We start from the raw sequence: 12,438 nt of genomic DNA on the forward strand, positions 1-12,438 counted from the left end.
TTTTTGACGGTATCTTTGACGGTATATCAACATTCGCTGTACTCTTCTGCAAACCCGTCCAACACCATTTTGGTAATTTTGACGGTATTAATCACAGCAGAGAGTTGTCGCCATGCTCACCGATACGAAACTAAAAAACCTGAAGCCGAGAGAGAAACTCTACAAGGTCACCGATCGTGATGGCCTCTATGTGGCCGTGCAAGTAAGCGGGTCCGTGTCGTTTCGGTATGACTACAGAATTAATGGACGGCGTGAAACTCTTACGATTGGCCGTTATGGTGCTGACGGTATCACGTTGGCCGAGGCACGCGATGAACTCAATACCGCCAAAAAGATGGTAGAAGCAGGCCAGTCGCCTGCTGCGGCGAAGCGCGACGGTATTATGCAGATCAAAGGGGCAGATAATTTTGCCGATTATACCGTTGCTTACATGAAACACGTCCGCCTGGCTGATAGTACGCGGGCCATGAAACAAGCGGTTATCGACAGGGACATTCTCCCAACGCTTGGGAAAAAACTTCTCCATGAAATCACAACGCCAATGTTACGTGCACTATGCGACAAGATAGTCGATCGCGGCGCCAGAGCTACGGCGATCCAGGTGCGTGAGATTGTCGGCGCAGTTTTCACACATGCAATTGACCGCGGACACTCGGTACCAAATCCGGCCGCGAATATCAAAGCATCCAGCATTGCGACATTTGAAGAGCGCGCGCGCGCGCTTGAGCCACATGAGATCGGTCGCTTTTTCAATGCTCTGAACGCTACCGGTGCTGCATCCTCGTTGAAGCTGGCTATCAAGTTGATACTGATCACGATGGTCCGCAAGGGTGAACTGACAGAGGCAACCTGGAAAGAAGTCGATTTTGGCTCAGCGCGCTGGACGATACCGGCAGAGCGAATGAAGGCATCTCGCCCCCATGTCGTTTATCTATCCCAGCAGGCACTCGATATTATGGTAGCGCTGCAGGTGTCAGCATGTGGATCTGACTACATACTCCCAGCAAGGTATAACCCGCGAAAGCCTATGTCCAACTCCGCGCTGAACCGGGTGATCAATGCTACCAACGAGAAGATACGCCAGGAAGGTGGAGATATTGAGCATTTCACTGTGCATGATCTGCGCAGAACGGCCAGCACGATATTGCATGAAGAAGGATTTAATACGGATTGGATAGAGAAGTGTTTGGCCCATGAACAGCGCGGCGTCCGTGCGGTGTACAACAAAGCGGAGTACGCCGAACAGCGCCGGGATATGCTGCAGCGGTGGGCCAATATGGTGGATGGGTGGATTGAAGCGGAGAAGGGTAAGTGATAGCAAACAATTCAGATACGCATTGGCATGATTATTACCGATCCCTTTTCGTAGACACTGCTAAATTCAACTACCGCTGAGTTAATATTCCCATTGGGTTTGATACGAATTCCGCAGAACTTAGGGTTGTAAAGTTTTGCGGCCTTCTCTATGTCTGCCAGATAACTGGCGTTAAATCCAATTTCATATACAGGGTTATTTTCTTTTGGAACAACCTTTTCAACATCAGGAAACCGTCCATCTACAACTTCACAGAGGCCAGCACTTACTCGGGTTCCATTCTCATCCAAGTACGCGACAATGCCGGTGTCCGTGTCGATCTCAGCCTTTTCAAACTTTGTGAATTTCGCCCCCTTAATTACTATGATGATGTTCTCTGTCAGGCCTTCTGTCCCATGCTCTCCAATGAATGCCCGGTGACCGTCAGTGGCGTATAATTTCTTATCTGGCGCAAAGCAAATTCCGTTCAGGTAGTAGCGGACATCTTTCTTAGCTTGGAAAATAATTGCTGAAAGCAAAGCTATTTTACTAACGGTGATAATCATTTTTTTATTCCTTTTTTAACAAAACTGAATATAGGTGATAAGCAAGGAACGGTAGCCACAATGCAGCGTAAAGCCAATCCAACCATGTAACGCCGTAGTAGTTATCGCGCTCCGTGAAACCAAGTACATAGCCAGACACAAATATGTATCCGGCTACCATTGTGAGGAGAAAATAAATCATGCTTTCACTCCCGCCGCCGCCAGGCACCGATCAAACATGGCTATCTTTGGGCTTTGAGAAAACCGGCTCTTTCCACCGATAAATGCGTATGTGCATGGCTGGTTGCCGTGCAGCTTTCGCTCGATTAACTGGTAATCAATCAGTGTGGCCAGCGCGCGGCTGAGTGCATGCGCTGATATTGGCTTGTGCTCTTTCTCGTACAGCATTTTTATCTGAGCGTGCCCGATATTTTCGTGGTCCTTCACGATCTGCATTACGTCATCGCGGTTGTGTTTCATGATGCGATCCTCACTGGCTGCGGTGTGGTGAATCCGCCTGGGAGCAGCTCAACGTCATTGTGCGGGCATTCGTTTCCCCAGTGATGCCAGCCTGGTGCGTCACCTCTGCTGAAAAGTTCTATTCGTGACACGTCACCATAAAGCCGCTCGAGCCGGTGGCGGGCCTCCCATGGTTTAGCGCTGTGCTGCGTAATTGGTGCGTAAATCACCTGTTTCACCGATGCATCCCGGCGCTCGAGTCCGGTACCGCGTACAGCAACGAGCATTGATTCTTGGTTGCCGCGACTGTAGTTGCCGGGGTTCATCCGAGTGACGCCATTAAGTAGGTCGAGGAAGTCGTAATAATCGACTAGTCCATCCTCGATCGCTGCGTTGATGGTGCGCTCTGCCAATTCGTTGAACTTCACCCAGGTGAACAGGAACATCTGCCGGACGTCGAAACCCCAAGCGGTGGCAAGTTCCTTTGCCTGCTCCGCGTGGGTACCTGTGTACCACATGGCGAGAACACTGTTTTCGGCGGCAATGGACCACACCGGCAACCGCTTTAAGTCCTGCAACGTCATGGTGCTGTAGTGGTTTCCGGCGGCACCATTGCTGATCTTATTGCCGTAGCTCCACGGCGGATCTGCCATTATGAGATCGTAATGTCGTTCACCCACTGATCGCCTCCAGCCACTTAACGACCAGAACAGTCAGGCCGATAGATAAAAACCAAAACACGAACAGGCCAACAAGCATGTAGGCCCACACATTGCGCATCAGGTGCCGTTTAATATTCATGCTGCACGCTCCTGGACTGGGCGATGTTTACGCTGGCGAACATCTGGCATGTTTACCGGTTTCTTACCGGTGCCATGCTCTTGCCGCTCATCAAGCCAAACCTCCACTTCGTCGCCATTCCACGCTACACGCCCATCAGTGATGGAGAATCGCTTTGGGAACTTTCCAGCCTTTTCCAGCGCATTGATCGTGTAAAAAGACAAAGGCACCCTCCGGAGGAGTTCTTTTTTATCTATTGCTGCTTTCATGGTTACTCCTTTGGCGGGGCGAAAGCCCCGCGGCGGCCGTGTTACATAGGGACTTCGTTCATTTCATCTCGGCGAACGTTGTAAACGTCGGTGGCTAGCTGAAGGTGTTCTTCATGGCTGGCCAGAACATGGGCTCCATACTTATAGGCCTTGTCCAATTCTTCCACGCTGCTGGCTTTAGTGGCCGCTTCGGTAAAGGCTGCCAGCAAATCATCAGGTGTGCGCTCATCCTGATTTACCGCCTTGATCTCCTTCTCTACAGGTTTCGCGTTGATCAGGTTGTTCACTCCGGCGGCATTGGTTACCGCTGGTGTTACGTCGCGCTCAATACGGGGTTGCGGTGCGTCGAACTCGTCAGGTGTGTACACACCGAGAATCACTTCAGGGCAGTACAGCCGCGCCCAGTATTTAACGGCCAGGTAGGCGATCTGCTGTTTTGGGTTCGTTGACCACAGAGGGGAGTTTCGAATTGCCACACTGGAAAGATGAACTGGTTCACCCCAGGTTATTTCTTCCTCGCCGCGTAATACCGCTCCAACTCGGATGCACAGCCCAACTTCATCCTGATCACTCCAGCCTCTAACTCGCTCAACCTTGTCGTAAGAACCGCCGCCTTTGGCTGGCTTTTTAACGGTTACCTCTTTAGAGCTGGTACATTTTGACCAGTCCCCTGTGTACTCATAATGGAATCGGCCGCGAACAGCGTTAGAGCTGGTAACAACGGCATTAACAAGCTGCGCCTCATACCCCAGTGTGCCGTTTACAATGTGCGTCTTCTGGGCGACGGCGTAGGGGTTCATTCCCCATTGCATGGCCTGCATCACTACTGCCATGCAATCCGCTGGCTTCCCTACGAAATGAGCGGGGACACTTACCACTGAATCAGCCATGAGGTTGGCAAACGATGTCAATTGGCCCAATGCTTGCGGGTTGAATACCGCATTGCTTGCGGTCATGGTTGAAGGCTGGTTGTTAACTTCAATCAGTTCATTGCTCATGCGTATTGATCCTGTTTGCGCGCCCATGCTGAGCGTTGGATTTTTTCGACGCCGCCCCATTCATCAGAGGTGCGGCATTGGTGATAGGCATTAAGATCCCGGCGGTAGAGTCGGTGGCCCTCGTCTACGTCTGCTGCGTCGAGTTCAAAAACGCGTACCGGGTAGCGGCCACAGTCGATCGTCTCGCTGACAGCCAGGAAGAAAAATCCGGGAGTTTCTCCGGTCACTTGCTGGAAGCTATCGCGGTACATGGCATCCTGAACGTGATAGCGGAATTCATCGATGTGGCGCTGGAATCGGTCCATATCTGCAACCTTCTTCACGTCCACAATCATCGGGTGATTTTTCAGGTATCTGTCCGGCCGGCACCGGCATAATTCGCCGGTTTCCGGGTCGGTCCAGTAGAACGACGATTCGCAGTTACCTTCTTCCTCCAGGAACCAACGCGCAGCAGGGTGAGCATATGCGCTGTCGCGCATCAGGTTCAGCTTTCTGCCTTGCTCAGCGTCCATAACCGTTTTGCCGGTGTGCTCGCAGTCTTTCAGAAACGCGGCTTCAGCTTCTTTTCCTACGGTGGTGCGCCGGTTAAATTCAGGCGCGATGATGAACCGTTTTTTAAACTCGTCCGGCTCCAGCAAAATGCAGTGCAGGGCTGTACCCATATCCAGCGCCTTCAGCTTTTCAGTGTCGACCGGGGCCGACTTAATCCACTGCAACAGCGCTGGGTTCTTGGCGACCAGATCAAGCTGGGACTTACTCACGCCGTCCCCGGCGTGGTAATCCTCGTTTGAAATATCGTGGTAGATTCCTGTTTTCATTACGCCACCTCATCGAACTGATGACTGCGGCGGTAAATCTCCGCACCGCGCTGACGCTTGACCAGTTCCGTGAGGCAATCCCAGATCGCCGCGCTGGCCAACTCTTGGTATTCTGTTGAGTCGGTGCCGAGTTCCAACACTTCCGCATCTGTGTCGGCTGGAAGGTAGGGCTTGAGCATCGCTGTGAATGCATGCAGAGGTACTTTCTTATCCAGCGCCTCAACCTCTGCATAAACCGCTTCGTTGTCCTGCTCGGTGAAGCTGGCAACGATTTTTTCAATATCGATAGCCTGTTGTGCGTTCATAAGCACCTCAGTAGTTGATGGTCATGTGCTGCACCTGCATGCGGGCAACGGCTTCAACGCATTTTTTCGCGCAATCCTCAGGGATACCGGCAGCAATAAGACCTGCTACTACGTTGCGGTTAACTGCCCGGCGGTGTTCAACGTTGGCAGCTTTCTCTGCTGCTTCGTCGGCGATGCGTTTCTCTTCTGCCAATCGCGCCTGTTCAGCTTGTTGCGCGCGGAGGCGTTCCGCCTCAACAGCTTCCTGTTTTTCCCTCTCCGCCCGCTGTTCAGAAGCTTTGCGTTCCTGCTCCGCACGGTCAGCAGCCGCTTTTGCGTCTGCTTCACGTCTTGCTGACGCTTCGAGTTCCGCGCGATTCTTTTCTTCTGCTTCCCGGCGCGCACGATCCTCCGCGTCCTTGGCGATCTGTGCTTCCCGTTCACGCTGGGCGGCTACTTCCATTTCTGCGCGTAGACGTTCAAGTTCTGCCGCTTCGGCTTCTCTTTGCTGGGCAGCTTTCAGCGCAACCTCTAACTTGGTGATAGCAGCGTCTTTTGCTACTCCCGCCTCTGCCGTTATCTCCTGCCATGAATCATCGATCGCTGTGGCCTTAACCGATTCCAGTCGAGAAGCTATGTCTTCAGCGGGTGGAACATTGCCAAGTTCATCAACCACGCTGGCACTTTCACGAAGTGCCGCCAGTCGCTGCTGCAGGTCGGCAACGCGTTGCTTTTCTGCGTTCTCAAACTCGGTAAGAGGAAGGCGTACGGTGTCGCGAATCTGGTCGCATTTATCAACAAAGCGTTTAATTTCCTGCTCTGCTGGCTTAACTGCTTCTTTCAGTTGCCGGAGGTAATCACGGCCCGGCTTTTCAACTGCCGTTTTACTTCTGGACACCGCAGCCGCTAAAGAGGCCACTCGGTCGCGTCCTTTCTTTGTACTGAGGTCTGGAACCTCGTTAACCGCTTCCTGGATTTGAATTAGAAACTGGTCTAGACCGCCGGTAATGAAAATTGCTGGGGCCATTTCTGGGGTAATGCTGATAGTCGGTAGCTGTTTTTCTTCGCTCATCTGTGTGCAACCTCTAATTGACTTGCCGCGTCCAGCGCGACACGTGTTGTAAACGCCCAATGCAGGGCTTCTTGGAAATCTGCAAACCGCCAACTGACACAGCCGCAGACGGTCACGCAGTAAATCCCGTTGATGGTTTGAGAAATCATCTTTAACCTCAATTTATTACCAATTTGGTAACTATCATTGGCGTGGTTATGCACGGGGGTACCCGGCAATGTCACCGCATCATCGCGGTGCCTCAATTCCTACCTGATTGTTAAAGAGCATCATTACCAGATTGGTAACGTCTTGAGGTAATAATTATCCATAAAGTGGTTGCAGTCAATAGTCAGTAATAGAAAATGTTACCAAAAAGGTAATTATTGTGTGCATGGTTAACCGCCGCGTAGCGGTAACTTATTGGAAGGAAAGGTGAAGGGGGCTACTTCTTGCCGTTGGCCTCGGCCATTTGTAGGTAAACCGGGTCCGTGCCGCGCGGTAATCTTTGTCCGGCTGCTCGGTGGTGATCAAGTCTCTCTTTGAAATATGCGCGCAGACCTTCCGGTTGTTCAGCTTCAACCTGAACCGGTATCACCGGCATGTTCATGCGCTCTTTGTACGCAACACCTGACGCGGCAAGATCAACGTTTACCTTGTCCATATCCTCTTTATCGAGGTTAGCCAGGTTGTAGGATTTTTTCTCTGTCATTGCCGGGCCTGCTGCATCACAAACTCAATGAACGATTCGATCTTGGCCTTGTCCTCTGCGGACAACTGCGCAAACTGTGATCGATCATAGTTAATCAGGGTTGGGTCTTTCGGCTTTAGCAGCAGCTCATAACCACGGCGGCCGAACGCACCGGCGATCGCTTCCAGGCTGTTGATGGTGATATTACCTTCACGGCTCAGAACCCGGTTAACCGTGGACTGGCCAACACCGGCCGCAGTGCCAACCTTTGCCTGGCTGGAGAGATCGCGGTTGTTGCTCATCCACAGCTCAAGATTGGTGGCCACGATGTCGCCAATTTCTGTCTCTTCCTGCGCCGGTTCAGCGCCAGCGGCCAGGGCCATCATGTGATCGCGGTCAAGCCAGAATTTAGGTTTATTGGCGGCGACCTCTATCTTGCGGGCCACGCTGTCACCGATGCCTTTGTGGTTCTTGTCTGTCGGCGGTTTAAGCCAACGGCTGATCACGTTGGCATTAATATCCAGCCGCTCGGCAAGACGTACCTGTCGGCCGTCAAAATCACGGTTAATGATGTCGCGGAGGTTCTCGCGTCGGATGTCGTTAATGCTTTTCATAGTGTGTTACACAGTCCGTTGAATTGTTTGCTGCCTGTATTTAAAACAAAATTACCTTAATGGTAAACGAACCTAAAAGGTAATAAATTTGCCTAATTGCACCATTTAGGTAATTATCTTCACGATAAATCCCGGATATGAGGCAGCACAATGGAGCCATTCAACTTCAAACAGTTCTGGCTGGCAATGAGCAAAGACGAGCGCGATGTGTTTGCAGAAGAAGCTGGCACAACCGCGCACTACATCATGACGCATACGCAGCGCCGAACGCGGATGCCAAAGAAAAAGTTAATGGATCAGTTGTTTAAGGCATGCAAGAAACGCAAGCCTGAACTGACGAAACCGCAGTTAGTCTCGTTCTTCTACTGATCCACCTTCACCGAAACCGGGGTCGCTTATGCGGCCCTTTTTTATTGGTCTCGCAGGCGTGGTAACAAAAATCCATTTATGGTTGATCTATTTTTGCGTTACCGCTAATCTCTATCACATTCATACACGCAAAGAGGTGGAGGACGTGAAAATCATTACCAGAACGGAGGCCGCAAAGTCAGGCCTCACCAAATATTACACTGGCGCCGCCTGCCGCAATGGGCATGTGTGCGAGCGATACACGGTGAACGGGGCGTGCGTGGAGTGCAACGCTAATCATACGAAGGCACAGAGAAGCCGCATCAGGGAGATGATTGCTCTGGCCAGAAACCAGAATGAGGAAGCGCATGCGTGATTACGGCAAAGTTTCCCCTCAATTCTGGATAGGAAACACCGGTAGAGAGCTTAAATCAAAAGGCCCGGAGGCGCTGATCGTTTCTATGTATCTGCTAACGAATCCGCACGCAAACATGATTGGGATGTATTACTTGCCAATCATATACATAGCACATGAAACAGGGTTAGGCGTTGAAGGGGCTTCAAAGGGGCTTCAAAGGGCGGTTGATGCCGGGTTTTGCCTCTACGATGAGGTAGCGGAAGTGGTCTGGGTAAAAGAAATGGCGAAGTATCAGATCGCGGTGTCACTCAAAGCCAACGATAACAGGTGTATTGGCATCCAGAGGGAGTACGACTCACAACCAAAAAATCGTTTCCTATCAATGTTTTTCGATAAATATCAAGGTTCATTCAACTTAAAAGAGAAGCGCGATCCATCGCCTGAAAATACAAGGGGCTTAGAAGGGGCTTCAAAGGGCCTCGGAAGCCAAGAGCAGGAACAGGAGAAAGAACAAGAAAGAGATAACCCCCCAAACCCCCCGCGGGAAAAAAAGCAGTATCCATATCCGCAAGAATTGAACGCTCACGCATGGGAGGAGTGGAAGCAGTACAGACGGGATTTGAAGATCAAGGCGTATGCACCAACGCCACGTAGCGAAGGAGCTGCAATCACCAACCTGTTGAAGTTGTCAGGCGGAGATCTGCAGGCACAAGCAGAAATCATCAAGCAAAGCATGGCCAATAGCTGGCATGGGTTATTTGAACTTAAGACCGGAGGCAACAATGAGACAGGCGGGCGATATGGCGCGGGAGATAATTTCAAAGGCAACGCAGTCGAAGCAGTTCACGCAGCAACAGCCAGGATGCGAGAGCAGCACGGACTCACAAGCCCTGGACAGAACAATCAGGATTTGGGATCGCATGGTGGAGCTGTATTCGGACAAGTGGACCAGGCGGAATGGGCTGACCCCACCATCACTCTGGATCAACGCGATTGGAAAACTGTCTGACGCCCAGATCAAGGCAGGGATCGGCGAGTGCATGCGGCAATGTCTGGTTGAGGGGAACCGTTTCGCCCCCGACTTATCCGATTTCCTGACCTACGTCAGCAGCAGTACAAAGCATGGACTTGGTATCGATGTGGAAGATGTCATGCAAGAGTTCAATGCCTACTGCAAGAACCGTAGCCGGTATAGCTGTGCAGAAACATACCCATGGAAGCATCCTGTTTTCTACTGGATATGCTGCGATCTGCGGGCTGAGATGATCCAGAAAAATCTAACCAGCGGAGAGCTAGAGAAGCTGGCAAAGAAAAAACTGAACGCATGGGGTGCCAAAGTCCAGGCCGGAGAATCGATCCCTGAGCCGGTCCCACTTCTGTCAGAAAGTGCATCGTCCAAGAAACGGGGTGCACCAGGCGCAGTCCACTCAGCAGCAATGGAAATGCTCCAGCGGTTGCGTAGCGGCAAACCAAATACGAATTGAAATGCTGAAATTCCTGCGGCAATGGTGGGTAGAATCCGTTAAGTGGCATTCAGGCGCACAACGAGATAGCTTAGGCTGTAAATCTTAACCACGGACCGTACAGAGAGTTTTAGCGCATGTGCGAATTGTGAGAGCAATCGCTATTTTTTAGTTGCATATAATTACCAAATTGGTAATGATTACCTAAATGGTGATTTAAGGAGTGAGCAGTGAGCAAAGTAATCATCGGAATAGACCCAGGGTGCTCAGGCGCGATTGTCGTGCTGGATTCCAACTGCGTGTACCAAAACGCGATTTGCATGCCAACGGTCAAGGTCGGAGCAAAGTCCCGTGTAAACGGCGCAGCAGTAGCATCGTTTCTTCGTGCCTTCGACCTGGCTGGTGCAGAGGCGTTTCTGGAGCAGGTAGGCGCGATGCCAGGACAGGGCGTCAGCAGTATGTTCACGTTTGGGCACGCTGCCGGTGTAGTTGAAGGGATCCTGCAGGGGCTGCTGATCCCCTACAGCCTGGTGACTCCGCAAGCCTGGAAGAAAACCGCAGGCCTGATCGGTAGCGACAAAGACGCGGCACGCAGCCGGGCAATTCAGCTTTACCCGTCACTGCGGATCCTCGACCAGAAAGCAAAAGGCCAGGCCGTAGCAGATGCGCTGCTGATAGCCCGCCACGGTATTGGGGCATAACCATGGACAACATCGACCAGGCCAACGAACGCGCAGAGATGTACCTGAAAGCGCAATTGGATGCTGCAACCAAAAGAACAGTATTGCCGGCGGCGCATGAATGCGACGAGTGCGGCGAACCAATCCCAGAAGCACGGCGCAGAACCGTGCCAGGTGTCCGCCTTTGCATCGACTGCAAAGAACTGGAAGAACTGAAACAACGTACACACAGATAAGGGTTTGATAATGAAAAATAACCTTGAAAATCAAGATATAAAAACTGATAAGCCGGTGCCAATGAGTTACGAAGCCCTCAAGGCTGAGCGCGATGCGCAGCAGAAACGAGCCGATGCGTTGGCTGTGGAGAATGCGGCGCTGAAGAGAGTGTTGGAAAACATCTGCTGCCGAGACAATGAGCCTGAATACCACGATTGTGGCATGGGCTGTGGACTAGAAGATCGTGGGATAACCGACCGCTACAGAGCTATGGAACATGGTTGGGAGTCTGCAATGGAGCGGATTTATGAAGAAGTAATTCCGTTCATTGAGGACTTACCCGAAACCCCAGCCACCTCCGCCGCCCTTGCAGCTATCGAAGCGCGGGGAGTGGAGAAGGCCGCAGCTGCACTTGATGCCATTTCGAAGTTATCAGCGTCATCTACCAGCCAAGCAAACTTCAGAGCATCAGCAGTGTATCTGCGCACAGAGGTTATGCCAGGAATCGGGGAGGCCAAATGAAAGAGCTCAACTTTGACCCATCCGACCCAGACAAAATGAAACTGCCATCAGGCAAGACGTGCGGCGATTGCGGGCACATACGCCGCTGCAAGGCTATTTTCGGTCACGTTGAAACTGACACCTATTGCGACTGGTCGCCATCGCGCGCGGTATTCATGGATAAAGTGGAGGCCAAATGAAAGAGCGCGACATAGAAAAGCTTAACGACCACGAACTTGCCGACCTGAAAAGCGGCGTGGAACGTGAACTAAAACGCCGCGAAGACGGACCGAAAGTAATCACCTATTACGTGCTTTCCTGCATCACCGAGGTTGAGCATTTCGTTGATATGGATTGCGCACTTCGTTGCTTACAGTTTCGTACAGAGGGCCTACAGCAATGGGTTGCCGAAGACCAGGAAAACCGTGATTACGTGAATAAATGCACGGGTATCGTCGGCGTTACTTTCCGAGTTAAAGAAATGAACCTCGACCATTTCAACATGCAAGTAGCTGCGAAATATTTCGATGATATCTGCTATCCAGCTCCTGAGGTGCGTGATGCCAGCAAATGAACTGAACCTCGACGGCAAAAGCATTCTAGACATGTGCTGTGGCTCCCGCATGTTCTGGTTCGACAAAGAGGACGAACGGGCTGTATTCAGCGATAAACGCTGCGAAAACCTTACCCTGTGCGACGGCCGACCACTGGTGATTTCTCCTGACTTGATAGCTGATTTCCGCGCGCTGCCTTTCACCGACTGCACCTTCCCGGTTGTCGTGTTCGATCCACCCCACCTGGAACGCGTAGGGCCAAACGGCTGGCAGGGTAAGAAGTATGGGAAGCTCGACCGGGATACCTGGCGCGATGATCTGTGCGCTGGGTTCAGTGAAGCCTTTCGCGTGTTGCGGCCACACGGCGTGCTGATCTTCAAGTGGAACGAAACCCAGATACCGGTTAGCCAGATCATCGCCCTAACAGACGAGAAACCAGCTATCTGGCAGCGCACCGGCAAGAGCGATAAAACGCACTGGATCATCTTCGTGAAGGGGGCTGAAGCCCAGGAGAA

21 protein-coding genes are annotated in these 12,438 nt (G+C 51.8%); 10 read left to right on the plus strand and 11 right to left on the minus strand.

Annotated features, from left to right (window positions below):
• Positions 1-112: 112 nt before the first annotated feature.
• Entirely contained in the window at positions 113-1,315 is a 1,203-nt protein-coding gene (locus AC2FC2_RS16855) for a tyrosine-type recombinase/integrase (protein ID WP_490659574.1), read from the plus strand.
• Between the two features lie 11 nt (positions 1,316-1,326).
• Here AC2FC2_RS16855 and AC2FC2_RS16860 read toward each other — a convergent pair whose 3' ends face one another.
• The 11 genes from AC2FC2_RS16860 to AC2FC2_RS16910 all read right to left on the minus strand — a co-directional run bounded on the left by AC2FC2_RS16860 (position 1,327) and on the right by AC2FC2_RS16910 (position 7,803).
• Entirely contained in the window at positions 1,327-1,860 is a 534-nt protein-coding gene (locus tag AC2FC2_RS16860) for a beta clamp domain-containing protein (protein WP_490659575.1), read from the minus strand.
• A 177-nt stretch (positions 1,861-2,037) separates the two neighbouring features.
• Positions 2,038-2,319: a hypothetical protein gene (locus tag AC2FC2_RS16865; RefSeq protein ID WP_490659576.1), complete on the minus strand. Its 282-nt coding sequence runs from the start codon at positions 2,317-2,319 to the stop codon at positions 2,038-2,040.
• A complete protein-coding gene (locus tag AC2FC2_RS16870; protein WP_490659594.1) occupies positions 2,316-2,951 on the minus strand; it encodes an MT-A70 family methyltransferase in 636 nt (211 codons plus the stop codon). The genes AC2FC2_RS16865 and AC2FC2_RS16870 overlap by 4 nt, the downstream gene beginning before the upstream one ends.
• A 19-nt stretch (positions 2,952-2,970) precedes the next feature.
• Positions 2,971-3,099, minus strand: coding sequence for a hypothetical protein (locus AC2FC2_RS16875; protein WP_490659577.1), 129 nt, complete (start codon positions 3,097-3,099; stop codon positions 2,971-2,973).
• Entirely contained in the window at positions 3,096-3,347 is a 252-nt protein-coding gene (locus AC2FC2_RS16880) for a helix-turn-helix transcriptional regulator (protein ID WP_490659578.1), read from the minus strand. The genes AC2FC2_RS16875 and AC2FC2_RS16880 overlap by 4 nt, the downstream gene beginning before the upstream one ends.
• Before the next feature lie 41 nt (positions 3,348-3,388).
• Positions 3,389-4,345: a RecT family recombinase gene (locus AC2FC2_RS16885; RefSeq protein WP_490659579.1), complete on the minus strand. Its 957-nt coding sequence runs from the start codon at positions 4,343-4,345 to the stop codon at positions 3,389-3,391.
• The gene (locus AC2FC2_RS16890) at positions 4,342-5,163 is read right to left on the minus strand and encodes a PD-(D/E)XK nuclease-like domain-containing protein (protein WP_490659580.1); all 822 of its coding nucleotides are present in this window, start codon (positions 5,161-5,163) and stop codon (positions 4,342-4,344) included. The genes AC2FC2_RS16885 and AC2FC2_RS16890 overlap by 4 nt, the downstream gene beginning before the upstream one ends.
• Complete coding sequence (locus AC2FC2_RS16895; RefSeq protein ID WP_490659581.1) at positions 5,163-5,468, minus strand: hypothetical protein; 306 nt, start codon at positions 5,466-5,468, stop codon at positions 5,163-5,165. The genes AC2FC2_RS16890 and AC2FC2_RS16895 overlap by 1 nt, the downstream gene beginning before the upstream one ends.
• A gap of 7 nt (positions 5,469-5,475) precedes the next feature.
• Positions 5,476-6,519: a hypothetical protein gene (locus tag AC2FC2_RS16900; RefSeq protein ID WP_490659582.1), complete on the minus strand. Its 1,044-nt coding sequence runs from the start codon at positions 6,517-6,519 to the stop codon at positions 5,476-5,478.
• A 424-nt stretch (positions 6,520-6,943) separates the two neighbouring features.
• Positions 6,944-7,210, minus strand: a complete 267-nt coding sequence (locus AC2FC2_RS16905) for a DNA polymerase III subunit theta (RefSeq protein ID WP_490659583.1) — start codon at positions 7,208-7,210, stop codon at positions 6,944-6,946.
• Positions 7,207-7,803: a helix-turn-helix domain-containing protein gene (locus AC2FC2_RS16910; protein WP_490659584.1), complete on the minus strand. Its 597-nt coding sequence runs from the start codon at positions 7,801-7,803 to the stop codon at positions 7,207-7,209. The genes AC2FC2_RS16905 and AC2FC2_RS16910 overlap by 4 nt, the downstream gene beginning before the upstream one ends.
• Positions 7,804-7,953: 150 nt before the next feature.
• On the opposite strand from AC2FC2_RS16910, the gene AC2FC2_RS16915 reads away from it, so the two are divergent.
• From AC2FC2_RS16915 to AC2FC2_RS16955, 9 genes are all read left to right on the plus strand, one after another.
• Complete coding sequence (locus tag AC2FC2_RS16915; RefSeq protein ID WP_129941391.1) at positions 7,954-8,172, plus strand: hypothetical protein; 219 nt, start codon at positions 7,954-7,956, stop codon at positions 8,170-8,172.
• A 347-nt stretch (positions 8,173-8,519) separates the two neighbouring features.
• The gene (locus tag AC2FC2_RS16920) at positions 8,520-9,518 is read left to right on the plus strand and encodes a phage replication initiator YdaU family protein (protein ID WP_490659585.1); all 999 of its coding nucleotides are present in this window, start codon (positions 8,520-8,522) and stop codon (positions 9,516-9,518) included.
• Between the two features lie 31 nt (positions 9,519-9,549).
• On the plus strand, positions 9,550-9,993 hold the full coding sequence (locus AC2FC2_RS16925; protein ID WP_490659586.1) for a replication protein P: 444 nt from the start codon (positions 9,550-9,552) through the stop codon (positions 9,991-9,993).
• Positions 9,994-10,202: 209 nt separating this feature from the next.
• Positions 10,203-10,673, plus strand: coding sequence for a hypothetical protein (locus AC2FC2_RS16930; protein ID WP_490659587.1), 471 nt, complete (start codon positions 10,203-10,205; stop codon positions 10,671-10,673).
• Positions 10,674-10,675: 2 nt separating this feature from the next.
• Entirely contained in the window at positions 10,676-10,888 is a 213-nt protein-coding gene (locus AC2FC2_RS16935; protein ID WP_174574611.1) for a TraR/DksA family transcriptional regulator, read from the plus strand.
• Between the two features lie 10 nt (positions 10,889-10,898).
• On the plus strand, positions 10,899-11,390 hold the full coding sequence (locus AC2FC2_RS16940; protein WP_490659588.1) for a hypothetical protein: 492 nt from the start codon (positions 10,899-10,901) through the stop codon (positions 11,388-11,390).
• Entirely contained in the window at positions 11,387-11,569 is a 183-nt protein-coding gene (locus tag AC2FC2_RS16945) for a hypothetical protein (protein ID WP_490631143.1), read from the plus strand. Before AC2FC2_RS16940 ends, AC2FC2_RS16945 begins: the two co-directional genes overlap by 4 nt.
• Positions 11,566-11,943 carry a DUF5448 family protein gene (locus AC2FC2_RS16950; RefSeq protein ID WP_490659589.1) on the plus strand — a complete coding sequence of 126 codons (378 nt, stop codon included), beginning with the start codon at positions 11,566-11,568 and terminating at the stop codon, positions 11,941-11,943. Before AC2FC2_RS16945 ends, AC2FC2_RS16950 begins: the two co-directional genes overlap by 4 nt.
• Positions 11,930-12,438 (plus strand): SAM-dependent methyltransferase (locus AC2FC2_RS16955; RefSeq protein WP_490659590.1); only part of this gene is annotated, 509 nt, incomplete at its 3' end. The genes AC2FC2_RS16950 and AC2FC2_RS16955, both read left to right, overlap by 14 nt.

The sequence above is a fragment of the Serratia sp. CoH_122_TC_1 genome (assembly GCF_058191755.1).

Excerpts from the sequence above, each read along its gene's own strand:
- AC2FC2_RS16885 (WP_490659579.1), bottom strand. The coding sequence starts at position 4,345 with ATGAGCAATGAACTGATTGAAGTTAACAACCAGCCTTCAACCATGACC.
- AC2FC2_RS16880 (WP_490659578.1), bottom strand. The coding sequence starts at position 3,347 with ATGAAAGCAGCAATAGATAAAAAAGAACTCCTCCGGAGGGTGCCTTTG.
- AC2FC2_RS16940 (WP_490659588.1), top strand. The coding sequence starts at position 10,899 with ATGAAAAATAACCTTGAAAATCAAGATATAAAAACTGATAAGCCGGTG.
- AC2FC2_RS16900 (WP_490659582.1), bottom strand. The coding sequence starts at position 6,519 with ATGAGCGAAGAAAAACAGCTACCGACTATCAGCATTACCCCAGAAATG.
- AC2FC2_RS16895 (WP_490659581.1), bottom strand. The coding sequence starts at position 5,468 with ATGAACGCACAACAGGCTATCGATATTGAAAAAATCGTTGCCAGCTTC.
- AC2FC2_RS16860 (WP_490659575.1), bottom strand. The coding sequence starts at position 1,860 with ATGATTATCACCGTTAGTAAAATAGCTTTGCTTTCAGCAATTATTTTC.
- AC2FC2_RS16945 (WP_490631143.1), top strand. The coding sequence starts at position 11,387 with ATGAAAGAGCTCAACTTTGACCCATCCGACCCAGACAAAATGAAACTG.
- AC2FC2_RS16915 (WP_129941391.1), top strand. The coding sequence starts at position 7,954 with ATGGAGCCATTCAACTTCAAACAGTTCTGGCTGGCAATGAGCAAAGAC.
- AC2FC2_RS16910 (WP_490659584.1), bottom strand. The coding sequence starts at position 7,803 with ATGAAAAGCATTAACGACATCCGACGCGAGAACCTCCGCGACATCATT.
- AC2FC2_RS16855 (WP_490659574.1), top strand. The coding sequence starts at position 113 with ATGCTCACCGATACGAAACTAAAAAACCTGAAGCCGAGAGAGAAACTC.
- AC2FC2_RS16905 (WP_490659583.1), bottom strand. The coding sequence starts at position 7,210 with ATGACAGAGAAAAAATCCTACAACCTGGCTAACCTCGATAAAGAGGAT.
- AC2FC2_RS16920 (WP_490659585.1), top strand. The coding sequence starts at position 8,520 with ATGCGTGATTACGGCAAAGTTTCCCCTCAATTCTGGATAGGAAACACC.
- AC2FC2_RS16865 (WP_490659576.1), bottom strand. The coding sequence starts at position 2,319 with ATGAAACACAACCGCGATGACGTAATGCAGATCGTGAAGGACCACGAA.
- AC2FC2_RS16870 (WP_490659594.1), bottom strand. The coding sequence starts at position 2,951 with ATGGCAGATCCGCCGTGGAGCTACGGCAATAAGATCAGCAATGGTGCC.
- AC2FC2_RS16935 (WP_174574611.1), top strand. The coding sequence starts at position 10,676 with ATGGACAACATCGACCAGGCCAACGAACGCGCAGAGATGTACCTGAAA.
- AC2FC2_RS16890 (WP_490659580.1), bottom strand. The coding sequence starts at position 5,163 with ATGAAAACAGGAATCTACCACGATATTTCAAACGAGGATTACCACGCC.
- AC2FC2_RS16875 (WP_490659577.1), bottom strand. The coding sequence starts at position 3,099 with ATGAATATTAAACGGCACCTGATGCGCAATGTGTGGGCCTACATGCTT.
- AC2FC2_RS16925 (WP_490659586.1), top strand. The coding sequence starts at position 9,550 with ATGCGGCAATGTCTGGTTGAGGGGAACCGTTTCGCCCCCGACTTATCC.
- AC2FC2_RS16950 (WP_490659589.1), top strand. The coding sequence starts at position 11,566 with ATGAAAGAGCGCGACATAGAAAAGCTTAACGACCACGAACTTGCCGAC.